The following is a 12,083-nucleotide window of genomic DNA, read 5'->3' on the forward strand; positions in this document are numbered from 1 at the left end:
AGGTGGGGTTGCGGGTCGGGTTACCGGCGCTGGAAAGCCATCGCGTGGGGGCGTTCGTCCGCGCCGCGGTCGGCCGTGCCGTGCGCGCCGCGGCCCCCGGCGAGACGGCACGGCCGGCCGCGGACCCGAGGCCGCAGCCGCGTCAACAGGCCGCCGGGGCCGGCGGCGACGCCTATGCCGTACCGAGCTACGGGGAAGGCGGCAACAAGGTCGGCATACCCGTCGCCGACCAGCCGCAGCGGGCCGCGGCGGCAGTACCCGGCGACGGGCGCGACCCGGCGGACCCGCACAACCGACTCACCGCCCGGGAGCTGTTCGACATCTGGATGAGGTACTGGACGGTGCGCCACAACCAGGCTCTCCGAAATGAGCGGGAGGTCCGCAGGAGCGTCTGGCACAAGGACGTGGTCGCGTTCACCTCACACGAGCGGAAGTTCCGTCTCGGCGACCGCGACGCGCACGGCCCCGCATACCAGGCAGCCGCCGACGAACTGGATTTCTGCCAGTGGATGGCCTCCGCGGCGTCGGAACTCCTCGTCTGGCTCGAAGTCCAGGAGAAGAAGGGGACTCCGGTCACCTTCGAGCAGGCGAACCGGGCCGCGGCGAGCATCGCACGCGGCCTCGCCTTCAACCAGACATGGGTGCAGCCGCTTCTCCTCGCCGTCGTCGGGGGCGCCTCGCTCCGGACCGGAGAGACCGGGGCCGACGCCGGTCGGCCGCCCGCCTCGCCGCGCGTGCCCGCGGCCGCGGAGCAGCCCGCCGCCGCGCCGCGTCCCCCGGGCGGCGGGTGGGTCGCCAGGACGACCCGGGACGTGGTGGCCCGTGCGATGGTCGGCCTGTCGGAAGCCGAGTCCGCGACCAGGATGGCCACCGGGTCCCCCGCCGTCACCGAGCCGGCCCGCCCGCTCCCCGGGCGCCCGCCGGCCGCGGCGCCGGCGCCGACTGCCCAGGACCCGTCGGTCCGGCCCGCCTCGCAGCCGCCGACCGCCCCCGCGCCGACCGCCCCCGCGCCGCGGACGCCGGCCGTCGCCCCGGCCGCGCCCACCCCCGCGACCGCCCGTACCGGCGTGCGGGCCGCCACCGTGATCTCGCCGCAGACCCGTGCTCCGGCGCTCTCCCGGCCGGACCTCCTCGCGGAGTACGAGCGCGTCGCCAACAGCAGGATGGCGGCGGTGGTGCTCGACGTGCTCAGGGGCCGGCGCACCACTGCCACACGGACCAGACTGACCCAACTACAGCAAGAGTTCGACCAGTTGAGGCGCCAGGTCGGCAACGGGCCGATGACGCAGGCCCAGCGGGCCGCCGCCACCGCCATTCTCCGGGAGGCGAGGGACCTGGCGAGGGCCGACTTCGACAACGTACGGAAGGCGATCTGGCGCCGTCTGCGCGCCGACCCCGATCTCCTGCGGATCGAGCGGCAGCTCCAGGCCGCCGGTGACGCCGCCCAAGGGGGCACCGCGCTGCGGGTCAACACGCGGACCGCCGACGGCACCCGGTTCGAGTCGCTCGGTGTCGAGCACCGCACCCGGCTCTCCGACGACCCCTGGCGGTACAACGACCCCGCCAACCTCATCGTCACGGACGCCCCGCAGAACGAGCAGTACCTCGAAGCACTGCGCCGGCACGGCTCGATCTGGCCGACCGGTGATGTCGAGGACTTCGTGATCCGCCACCGACTCAACGACCAGGGCGTGGACTTCACCCCCGACACCCGGCAGTGACGACCTGTTCTCCGGCGACCCCTGGCCCACGTGGTCCGCTGAGCGGAAAGGCGCATGACAGACGCCCTCGGCCTGGTCACGCTGACTGCCTCAGGCACATGCGGACGGCATGGCACACGGCACTGGCCGCTCAACGCGCGGCCGCGACACGGGGGAACGGCGACGACTGATGGCCTGGAACGAATCGACGGCGGAGCCGCGAAGAGAGCGTACGACGGTACGGGAACCGGATTCTGCCGGACTGCGCCTGTTCGGCACCTTCCGGCTGGAGGGAGTGCACGGGGGCGTCGCCGTTCCGGCGAGCGCACAACGGCTGCTGGCCTATCTCGGACTGCACAAGTGTGTGCCCCGCTCGGTCGTCGCCGGGACACTGTGGCCCGACGTCACCGAGGAGCACGCGCACGGCAGTCTGCGTACGGTGCTCTGGCGGCTGCGCCGGATGCGGCAGCCGATGGTCCGCAGCGACGGCGACAGCCTGTGCCTGGCGGACGGCGTGTCCGTCGACGTCGACGACTTCACCCGGGCAGCGCTGCGGTTGACCGGTTCCTTGCCTTCCCCGGGTGACACGCCGCCCCCGCTCGTCCTCCTCGAGAGCGGTGAACTCCTTCCCGGATGGGACGAGGAGTGGATCCACCCGGAGCGGGAGCGGCTGCGCCAACTCCGCCTGCACGCACTCGAATCGCTCAGCGTCCGGCTCACCGTGCGCGGCCGCTACGCGCTCGCGCTGGAGGCGGCCCTCAGGTGCGTCGCGATCGAGCCCCTGCGTGAGAGTGCCCACTGCGCGGTGGTGGCCGTCCACCTGGCCGAGAACAACATCGTGGAGGCGATCCGGCACTACGAGGCGTTCCGGCGGCTGCTCGACGAGGAACTCGGAATCGAACCCTCGGCGCGCCTGGCCGGCATGTTCCCGTACCAGGTCAAGGGGCGGTACCCCGAGGGGGGCCTGATACGGCGGTGACGTCCCGGCCGGCGGTCGGGCTCGGACCCGACTGGTCAGGTCCTGGTCACCGGTGCCTGCAGTTCCGTCACCCAGTCGTCGCGGTTCACCGGGCATTCCAGACTGACCTCGCGGGGGTAACCGTCCGACCGGTAGCCGTTGGCATCGGTCCAGCGGGCCAGGGTCTGGGCGGTGGGAAGCACGGTGTCCATCGAACCGTGGTGCACGATGGTCGCCGCCCGGTCCAGGGCCGGCAGGTCGAGGACGCGGAAGGCGCCGTCCTGAAGGGGGGCGGAGACCTGCACGGCGGCGTGGACGCTGATCCTGCCGCCGCCCTCCGGGGCGTCCTCGTAGTAGGCGACACCGGGGCCCGTTGGGGTGATGCCCGCCGACCCCAGGCGCCGGAACAGTTCGTCGTAGAGCGGCCCGATGACCGGGCCGATGTCCTCGGGCTCGAAACTCGCGGCGGTCTCGGTCAACTCCGCAACTCGGACCGTCGGGACGCTCTTGATGACAACGTCGTTCGTGGGCATGTGGCCCTCGCTCTCGATCGCTCGGAGCCTCGCTTCGACCTGGACCAGCCGTGCTCCTGCGGCAGCCATGGCGGTCTCCAGTTCTGCCCGCCGCAGCCGCAGCATGCCACGCAGTTCCTCGGCGCCGACCTTCTCGTCCACGATGTCCAGGACCTGCTGAAGGGTGAAGCCGAGGTCCTTGAGCGCGATGATCCGGTTGAGGCGGGCGAGTTGAGCAGCGGTGTAGTGGCGGTAGCCGCTGGCAGGGTCGACGTGGGCCGGGCGCAGCAGGCCGGTCGCGTCGTAGTGACGCAGCATCCGGACCGAGACGCGGCCGTGCCGGGCGAAGTCTCCGATGGTGAACATGATGTCTCCGAGCTGACCGCCTGACACGGTGTGAGGGTCAAGAAGCTACTCGGCGGCGGAGGAACACCGAGAACGCGGGGGCGCGGCCGGCACCTGTGAGCGATCACGTACGGTCGTTGTCCGTCCCCCGGCGCAGCAGCCGTCGCGCCGCCATGTGATCTCTTCGCCGACACCGGCAAGCCCATAGGAGTCGGCGAATTCACCCGCGAAGCGCTGAGCCGCGCTCCCGTCTGCGATACACCACGGGCAGAAAGGTCCGTCGACCTCGTGAGCGGTGCAGAAGGTGGCCGTGCAGATCCAACCCGTGCTTCGGTTGCAGCAGGCGCACGTATCAGCGGCCGCGCGGATGGACCCACTTGCCAAGGGGTCTGGGTGATAGCGGAAGAAGGGCAGGTCTGCGCTCATCGCCGGTCCCTGATCTGCGCACTGGTGGCCACACCTGCTGGTCCCATGGAGAGCAGTCTGTCCACGAGGAGACCGGCGATCGAGCGGCGACGGCAGTCTCCTCCCGGGCCGATGCCATGGTGGACCGACGGCCGCCTGCGAAGAGCAGTACCTCCGAGTGCTCGCAGGGGTCAACGGCTGGCCGGCCAGGAGAGTCTGGCTGGTCACAGAGCGGCGGCCTGCTGACCGGCTGCTGTGCGGCGATGTCTGCCCGGTGGTCGACGCAGGTCTTCCGGCCGCGGTCCCGGGCGAAGGACGAGAGGGCGTGTCCCGTGTCCCGGCGGTGTCAGTCGGTCGGGTGCCCCGTCGGTTCCCCCACCTCCGCCCGGTAGCCGGCGTACGCGTTGCGCAGTTCGTCGCCCGGCCAGTCGGTGGGCAGGAGTTCCGGGGGCAGGACCGGGTCGGCCAGCAGGTGGCGTACCGCTGCCGCGAAGACCGTGAAGCGGTCGGCGGGGCGGCGGGACTCGGACGCTCGGGTCAGGAGGGCACGGGCGGTGGTGGACCAGGTGGTCAACGGCCAGAGGCCGGCGGCGAGTTCGGGCGCGGGACGCTCGGGGCGGGCCGTGTAGGACTGGGCGGTGTCCGCCAGGTCCGCGGGGAGGGGCCGCGCCAGGTTCGCCGGGCGGAGCCAGACGCCCTCGCGGAGTTCGGCCAGGCGCAGGGAGGTCAGGCGGGTGCGCAGGTCGGCCCGTGCGGCGGGGCCGCGGCCCGTGGCCGTGATGACCAGCATCTCCCAGTCGCCACGCCACGCGCGCGTGCGGGGTCGTACCGCCTCGTCCTGGCGGCGCTGGCGGGCCAGCAGCCGGTCGCTGAGGCCGTAGACGGCGTCGTCGGTGCGGCGCAGGTCGCCGGCCGCCGTCATACGGCTGAGCGCGGCCCGGAGCGTGGAGCCGCCGACCCCGAAGGGCTCGACGAAGCGGATCAGGTCCTTCACGGGGAGCTCGGGCGGGTGCGTGCCCAGCAGCAGGCTCAGCACGACCGACCGGGCGGACAGGGGGCGCAGGCCGACGTCGGCGGGCTCGGCGGACACGTCGTTCATGCGCATGGTCACGTACTGTACGTGCGGGGTGATATTGCAGTATTGCTGCGGTCGTGGAGATACTGCAACATGGGAGCCATGGACTCGACCGTCGCGCTTCCGCAGCCGCAGTACGCCACCCACGACGTCACCAACCAGCCGCCGCCGCTCGCCCCGTACGACGCCTCCGACGACCCGGCCCTGGTCGAGGGGCTGCGCCGGGAGGGAGCGGAGTGGGCCGAGGAGGGGATCCGGCGGCTCGGGGTGCGGGCCGGGAGCGCGGAGGCGCAGGAGTGGGGTGAGCTGGCCAACCGGCACGAGCCGGAGCTGCGCACCCACGACCGGTACGGCAACCGGGTCGACGAGGTCGACTTCCACCCCAGCTGGCACCATCTGATGCGGGTGGCGGTGGCGGAAGGGCTGGCCGGGACCGCCTGGGCGGACGACCGGGCGGGGACCCATGTCGCGCGGACGGCGGGCGGACTGGTGTGGGGGCACACCGAGTCCGGCCACGGGTGTCCCACGTCGATGACGTACGCCGCCGTGCCCGCGCTGCGTGCCCAGCCCGAGCTGGCCAAGGTGTACGAACCGCTGCTGACCAGCCGGGAGTACGAGCCGGGGCTGCGCGTGCCGACCGAGAAGCCGGGGCTGCTCGCGGGGATGGGCATGACCGAGAAGCAGGGCGGTTCGGACGTACGGACGAACACGACGGTCGCGACGCCCACCGCCGAGCCGGGTGTCTACACCCTGCGCGGGCACAAGTGGTTCACCTCGGCGCCGATGTGCGACGTGTTCCTGGTGCTGGCCCAGGCGCCGGGCGGCCTGTCGTGCTTCCTGGTGCCGCGTGTGCTGCCGGACGGCAGTCGCAACGCGTTCCGCGTCCAGCGGCTGAAGGACAAGCTCGGCAACCGCTCCAACGCGTCCTCCGAGCCGGAGTTCGACGGAACCGTGGCCTGGCTGGTCGGGCCCGAGGGGCGGGGGGTGAAGACCATCATCGAGATGGTCAACTGCACCCGGCTGGACTGCGTGATGAACTCGGCGACCCTGATGCGCAAGACGCTCGTCGAGGCCGGTCACCATGTCCGGCATCGCAGCGCGTTCGGTGCCCGGCTCGTCGACCAGCCGCTGATGCGCAACGTGCTGGCCGACCTGGCCGTCGAGTCGGAGGCCGCCACCACGCTGACCCTGCGGCTGGCGGGGGCGGCGGACCGCGCGGTGCGCGGGGACGAGCAGGAGCGGGCGTTCAGGCGGATCGCGACCGCCGTCGGCAAGTACTGGGTGACCAAGCGCGGCCCGGCCTTCACCGCGGAGGCCCTGGAGTGCCTGGGCGGCAACGGCTACGTCGAGGACTCCGGCATGCCCCGGCACTACCGCGAGGCCCCGCTGCTGTCGATCTGGGAGGGCTCGGGGAACGTCAACGCGCTCGACGTGCTGCGGGCACTGTCCCGTGAACCGGGCGCCGCCGACGCCCTGTTCGGCGAACTCGCGCACGCGCGCGGGGCGGACACCCGGCTGGACGCCGCCGTGACCCGGCTGAAGAACGAATTGGCCGAGACCGACCAGGTGGGGGCGCGCCGGCTGGTCGAGCGGATGGCGCTGGCACTGCAGGCCTCGCTGCTGGTGCGGTACGCCCCGGCCGCCGTGGCGGACGCCTTCTGCGCGACCCGGCTCGGCGGCGACTGGGGGCACGCGTTCGGCACCCTGCCCGCCGGCACCGGGTTCGACGCGATCCTGGAGCGGGCCCTGCCTGGCCGGAACTGACCCCTTCACGGACGGCCTTCGGGCGGTGACCGCCGACGGATCGCACACAGTCGCCGTCCGATTCCGCATCGTTGTCAGTGCTGTGGTGCAGACTCCGGAACAGGTGGTACTCGCCTGGGGAGGACAACGTGTTCACGGGGATCGACGAGGTCGACTGGGCCGGGCTGCGGCACGCGTACGGCAGCGCGAAGGACGTGCCCGGTCTGCTGCGCGGACTGGCCTCGGCGGACGCGGCCGAACGGGAGGCCGCGCTCGACGGGATGTACGGCTCGGTGCACCACCAGGGGAACGTGTACGACTCGACGCTCGCCTGCGTCCCGTTCCTCTTCGCGCTCGCGTCCCGCACTGAGGTGCAGGACCGGGGCGCCATAGTGGAGCTGCTGGTCAGCATCGGCGCGGAGAGCGCGGGTCCACGGGCCCGGGCCGCCGTCCGCGCCGGTGCCGGGGCGTTCGTGTCACTGGCCGACGACCCGTGCCCCGCGGTGCGCCGGGCGGCGGCCGGGGCGCTGGTCCGGTTCCTCGACGAACCGGACCGGGTGCTGACGCTGTTACGGCGGCGGATGTTGGTCGAGCGCGACGAGCCGGTGCTGCTCGCCCTCACCGAGGCCCTCGGGCTGTTCGTACGGTGCCGTCCCGCCCAGGCGGCCGCGGCGGTGGACCTGCTGGCCGTGCAGAGCGGGCCGCCGTACGCCCCGGGGGCACGGCTGGCCGCCCTCGGGCAGCTGGGCCTCGGCGCGCCGGAGCGGCTGCCCGCCGACCTGGTGCCGACCGCGGTCCGGCTTCTGAGGGAGCGGTCGGAGCGGCGGACGGCCGGTCCGGACCGGGTGGACGCGGACACCCTGGTCGGCCGGATACGGCGGCTGCGGCCGTCCGACGAGGAGGGTTCCTGTCTGCTGCGCACCCTGCACCGGGCGCTGGACGACCGGGTGGCGGACCGGATCGCCCTGCTCGTCGGCCAGTTGAGCAGCCCGGACCCGATGGACCGGTGCAACGCGGTGTGGATGTCGGCCGGGCTGTTCCGCGGCTGGCGCGCGGACTTCTCGGCGCCCGTCTCCCTGATCGGCAGGCAACTGGGGCGCGAGCAGGACCAGCTGCGGGACGCGGCCGTCTCGGTGCTCGCGGAGCTGTTCGGGCTGGCCGCGCCCGCCGCGGACGAGCTGCACGCGCTGGTGACCGTGCGGCCCGACCTGTGGGTGCACACCTGGGAGCGCGGCAGACCCTCGCTGGGCGGTCCGCTGAAGGCACTGGCCAGAAGCGGTGATCCGCGCGCGGTGCCGGCCCTGTCCCAGTTGCTGGCGAGACCGGTGGTGCCCGGTGGGCTGGGCTTCGAGATCGTGCATCTGGGGCCGGCGGCCGTCCCGCTCGCGCCCGCGCTGCGGCACCGGCTCGGCCAGGTCGACCCGGACTCGCCCGAGGCCGCCGAGTCGGCCGCGCCGCTGCTGGCGGCGGTCACCGCCCTCAGGGACCCGGCGGCGGTACCCGAGGTGCTGCGGCTGCTGCGCGGGGCACCGGACGGGCTGGGGGCCCGGGAAGCCCTCGTCGGGCAGGCGGTGCGGACGCTGGACGCCCTGGGCGCGTCGGCCCGGGCGGCGGCGCCGGTCCTGCGCGGGCTCCTGGACACCCGGCACGCGGCCCTCGCGGCCGGGGCCCTGTGGTCGGCGGAGGGGGACGTGGCCGCCGTACTCCCCGTGCTGCTCCGGGAGCCGACGCACGGCCGTGGCCGCAGTGCGCGGACGGCGGCCGGGCAGCTGGGGCGGCTGGGGGCGGGCGCCCGCGACGCACTGCCCGCGCTGCGCCGGCTGGCCGCGGCCGACAGGGTGTGGGAACGCACGGCGGCGGCACAGGCGTTGTGGCGGATCGACGGGGATCCGGAACCCGTACTGCCGGTGTTCCGGACCGCCTGGTCGGAGAACCCGTACACACGCGGTGCGATCGCCGAGTGTCTGGCCGGGATGGGCCCGGCGGGCGCCCCGCTGCGCGACCTGCTGACGACCGAACTCGCCTGCTCCCGGCGGCACATGGGTCGACCGGGCGGATACGGCAGCCACGACATCGCCCAGGACGAGCGGCTGCTCGCCAACTGCCGCAGGGCGTTGGCGAGTCAGTGACCAGTAGCCGGACCGCCCGGCACGGCCGGGTCGGTGACCGAATTCCGGGCCGCCGGGCACGGCCGGGTCGGTGACCGAATTCCGGACCGCGGGGCGCGACCGGGTCGGCGGCCGAACGCCGGACCGCCGGGCGCGGCCGGGGCAGGGGCCACCTGCCGCACGCCGGACGCGGTCGTCAGCCGGTCATCCGGCCCCACTGCGGTCCGAGCCGTGCCCATTCCGCGTCCCAGCGGTCCATCCGCCGCCGCTCCAGCCGGCCGCGCGCGACGAGCCCGGCGACGAACGGGCCGGCGGCCGCGCTCAACCCGACCAGGCCGCCGATCAGCGCGGAGCGGAAGTGGGCCTCCTCGACGCTGACGGGCCGGGTGACGCGGTTCCCCCGGGGGTCCGTCCACACGGTGACCGGGGTGCCGGCCTTGCTGCCGGCCGGGACCCGCGCCTGGCCGGTGTGCGCGGAGCCGTCGGCGACGGTCCAGCCCACTCTCGCCCAGACCCGCTCCCCGCCGGCGGAGTCGGACCCGGGTCCCGCCGATCCGGGGGCCCTGTCGATGACATGGGCGACGACCGGGTGCCATTCGACGCGTTCGCGGGCCAGGCCGTCCTCGACCGACCGGGCCGCCGCGAGCCCGGCGAGCACCCCGGCCAGCAGGGTGAGCAGCCAGGCGCCGAGCAGCACCCAGGCCTCCATCGTGTCGGCGCGGCGCTTCAGCGGGTTGCGCCGCCAGCGCCACAGCCAGACCTTCGGACCACGGAACGCCTTCAAAGGCATCCTCCTCACGCGCGCACGGACAGCCCGGACCGCCCTCCCATACGGGAGCGGCCGCCCCGTTGCTCACGGCGAACTCCGAGTCGACGGTCGCACGTCCGGCCCCGCTCGCGCAGGCGTCTTCCGGAACGCGTTCCGCCGTCTTGTTCGACCGGCCGACACGACGTCTCCGACCTGCGACGACGCGATCCCGAAGGTGACTGTCAGTGGTGGGGTGCAGACTGGCCGGTGTCTGAGAAGAGCTGTGACAAAGGCGTCATGGAGGTGGTCGGAATGACCGAGGTACTGCTCGCCGTGGGGACCCGCAAGGGTCTGTTCCTCGGGAGGCGGCGAGGTGGCGGCTGGGCGTTCGACGAGAGCCCCTACTTCAACGCGCAGGCGATCTACTCGGTCGCCATCGACACCCGGGGCGAGCGGCCGCGGCTCCTGGCGGGCGGCGACAGCGCGCACTGGGGGCCTTCGGTGTTCCACTCCGACGACCTGGGCCGCACCTGGACCGAACCGGCCCGGCCCGCCGTGAGGTTCCCCAAGGACACCGGTGCCTCGCTGGAGCGGGTCTGGCAGCTGCACCCGGCCGCCGCCGAGCCGGAGGTGGTCTACGCGGGCACCGAACCGGCCGCGCTGTACCGGTCGGAGGACCGCGGGGAGAGCTTCGAACTGGTCCGGCCGCTGTGGGAGCACCCGACGCGCGACAAGTGGGTACCGGGCGGCGGCGGTGAGGGCCTGCACACCGTCGTCACCGACCGGCGCGACCCCAAGGCGGTGACGGTCGCCGTCTCGACGGCCGGTGTCTTCCGCACCGGCGACGGCGGCGCCAGCTGGACACCGTCCAACTCCGGTGTCTCCGCGGTGTTCCTGCCGGACCCCGACCCGGAGTTCGGCCAGTGCGTGCACAAGATCGCCCAGGACGCGGGGAGCCCGGACCGGCTGTATCTGCAGAACCACTGGGGGGTGTACCGGAGCGACGACGCGGGGGCGCACTGGACCGACATCGGCGAGGGGCTGCCGTCCACGTTCGGTTTCGCGGCGGCCGCCCATCCGCACCGCGCGGAGACGGCGTACGTCTTCCCGATCAACGCGGACGCGGACCGGGTGCCCGCCCAGCACCGCTGCCGGGTCTTCCGCACCGCCGACGCGGGCCGGACCTGGGACCCGCTGTCGGCGGGGCTGCCGCCGGAGGACCACTACGGCACGGTGCTGCGCGACGCGCTCTGCACGGACGACGCGGATCCGGCCGGCGTGTACTTCGGCAACCGCAACGGCGAGGTGTTCGCCTCGGCCGACGACGGCGACAGCTGGCGCCAGTTGGCCTCCCATCTGCCGGACGTGCTGTGCGTGCGGGCGGCGGTCGTCGCCTGAGGCCGGGTCCCTGGAAGGAGGGGGCTTCTGTCATCCGGGGCGACGGTCCGGTCATCCCCGGTCGCCCCGTGACCTCGGCGACGTCGTCGGCAGGTCCGAGACGGACGGCGCCCCGGAGGCGGCACCAGGACGTCCGGGCCGGTTCCAGGGCGCCGTACCTCGCACCGTGCCCGCGCCGGTACTCGGCCACCGGCCTCCGGTCCGCCAACGCCCCGGAATGGTCCGGCAGTCGACTAAGCGCCAGGTGTGGCGCCGGAAAGCAGCTCCACCACCGCTTTGCTGTGCGCGGTGAGGAAGAAGTGTCCTCCGGGGAACACCCGCAGCCGGAACGGGCCCGTCGTCCGCTCCTCCCAGTCCGCTGCCTGTTTGACCGTCGTCTTGGGGTCGTCGTCGCCGGTGAGCGCCGTGACCGGGCATGTGAGCGGCGGTCCCGGCCGGTAGCGGTAGGTCTCGGCGGCCCGGTAGTCGCCGCGGATCGCGGGCAGCACCATGCGCACCAGTTCCTCGTCGTCGAAGATGCGCGAGTCCGTGCCGGCCAGCCGACGCACCTCCGCGATCACGCCCGCGTCATCGAGACGGTGCACCTTCTCGTCGTGGGGGTACTGCGGCGCGCGGCGCCCCGACACGAAGAGGTGCGCCACCTCCAGCGACCTGGCCTGAAGCGCGGTGGCGACCTCGAACGCCACGGAGGCGCCCATGCTGTGCCCGAAGAGCACCAGCGGGCGGTCACGCAGCGGGGCGACCACGTCGGTGATGCGCTGGGCCAGGACGTGTACGTCGTCGATCAGGGGCTCGGTACGGCGGTCCTGGCGGCCGGGGTACTGCACCACCAGCACCTCGGCACGCGACGCCAGCGCGGTGGCGAGCGGCATGTACCAACTGGCGGCACCACCGGCGTGCGGGAAGCACACCACGCGTGGCGCGTCACCTTGCGGCTCATCGTGGAAACGGCGTAACCAGAGATCGGTATCCGATACGAGGGACATGCTGCCAGATTCAATCAGCGCCCGGCTGGGGAACGCCAGTTGACCCCCGGCTGCCACAGACAGGCGGACAGCAGGTCGGCCCTGCCCGGCCCGCACCCGAAGGCA

Annotated in this window: 9 protein-coding genes and 1 pseudogene; 5 read left to right on the top strand and 5 right to left on the bottom strand. The window is 73.4% G+C overall.

Translation table 11 applies throughout. The features are described from left to right. Nucleotides 1-1,721, top strand: a pseudogene (locus ACFWPS_RS50510) (hypothetical protein); the annotation flags it as partial. A 169-nt stretch (nucleotides 1,722-1,890) separates the two neighbouring features. Continuing rightward, nucleotides 1,891-2,679 (top strand): BTAD domain-containing putative transcriptional regulator, encoded by a 789-nt coding sequence (locus ACFWPS_RS50515; protein WP_383720288.1) that lies wholly within the window; start codon nucleotides 1,891-1,893, stop codon nucleotides 2,677-2,679. Between the two features lie 35 nt (nucleotides 2,680-2,714). Here the strand turns inward: ACFWPS_RS50515 and ACFWPS_RS50520 are convergent, their stop codons facing one another. The 3 genes from ACFWPS_RS50520 to ACFWPS_RS50530 form a co-directional block, all read right to left on the bottom strand. Then, on the bottom strand, nucleotides 2,715-3,536 hold the full coding sequence (locus ACFWPS_RS50520) for a MerR family transcriptional regulator (protein ID WP_383720291.1): 822 nt from the start codon (nucleotides 3,534-3,536) through the stop codon (nucleotides 2,715-2,717). Between the two features lie 45 nt (nucleotides 3,537-3,581). Beyond that, on the bottom strand, nucleotides 3,582-3,941 hold the full coding sequence (locus ACFWPS_RS50525; protein WP_383720294.1) for a CbrC family protein: 360 nt from the start codon (nucleotides 3,939-3,941) through the stop codon (nucleotides 3,582-3,584). A 325-nt stretch (nucleotides 3,942-4,266) separates the two neighbouring features. After that, nucleotides 4,267-5,025 (bottom strand): PaaX family transcriptional regulator C-terminal domain-containing protein, encoded by a 759-nt coding sequence (locus ACFWPS_RS50530; protein ID WP_383720296.1) that lies wholly within the window; start codon nucleotides 5,023-5,025, stop codon nucleotides 4,267-4,269. Between the two features lie 72 nt (nucleotides 5,026-5,097). Here ACFWPS_RS50530 and ACFWPS_RS50535 point away from each other — a divergent pair, with 72 nt between their 5' ends. Then, the gene (locus ACFWPS_RS50535) at nucleotides 5,098-6,759 is read left to right on the top strand and encodes a DNA alkylation response protein (protein WP_383720298.1); all 1,662 of its coding nucleotides are present in this window, start codon (nucleotides 5,098-5,100) and stop codon (nucleotides 6,757-6,759) included. Nucleotides 6,760-6,887: 128 nt separating this feature from the next. Further along, nucleotides 6,888-8,867, top strand: a complete 1,980-nt coding sequence (locus tag ACFWPS_RS50540; protein WP_383720302.1) for a HEAT repeat domain-containing protein — start codon at nucleotides 6,888-6,890, stop codon at nucleotides 8,865-8,867. A gap of 175 nt (nucleotides 8,868-9,042) precedes the next feature. Here ACFWPS_RS50540 and ACFWPS_RS50545 read toward each other — a convergent pair whose 3' ends face one another. Continuing rightward, on the bottom strand, nucleotides 9,043-9,636 hold the full coding sequence (locus ACFWPS_RS50545) for a hypothetical protein (RefSeq protein ID WP_383720305.1): 594 nt from the start codon (nucleotides 9,634-9,636) through the stop codon (nucleotides 9,043-9,045). Nucleotides 9,637-9,906: 270 nt separating this feature from the next. Between ACFWPS_RS50545 and ACFWPS_RS50550 the strand changes: the two genes are divergently transcribed. Further along, nucleotides 9,907-10,992 (top strand): WD40/YVTN/BNR-like repeat-containing protein, encoded by a 1,086-nt coding sequence (locus ACFWPS_RS50550; RefSeq protein WP_383720308.1) that lies wholly within the window; start codon nucleotides 9,907-9,909, stop codon nucleotides 10,990-10,992. A gap of 233 nt (nucleotides 10,993-11,225) precedes the next feature. Here the strand turns inward: ACFWPS_RS50550 and ACFWPS_RS50555 are convergent, their stop codons facing one another. Further along, entirely contained in the window at nucleotides 11,226-11,978 is a 753-nt protein-coding gene (locus ACFWPS_RS50555; protein ID WP_383720310.1) for a thioesterase II family protein, read from the bottom strand. Nucleotides 11,979-12,083: the final 105 nt, after the last annotated feature.

The sequence above is a fragment of the Streptomyces sp. NPDC058457 genome, assembly GCF_042720695.1.
GTDB lineage: Bacteria > Actinomycetota > Actinomycetes > Streptomycetales > Streptomycetaceae > Streptomyces.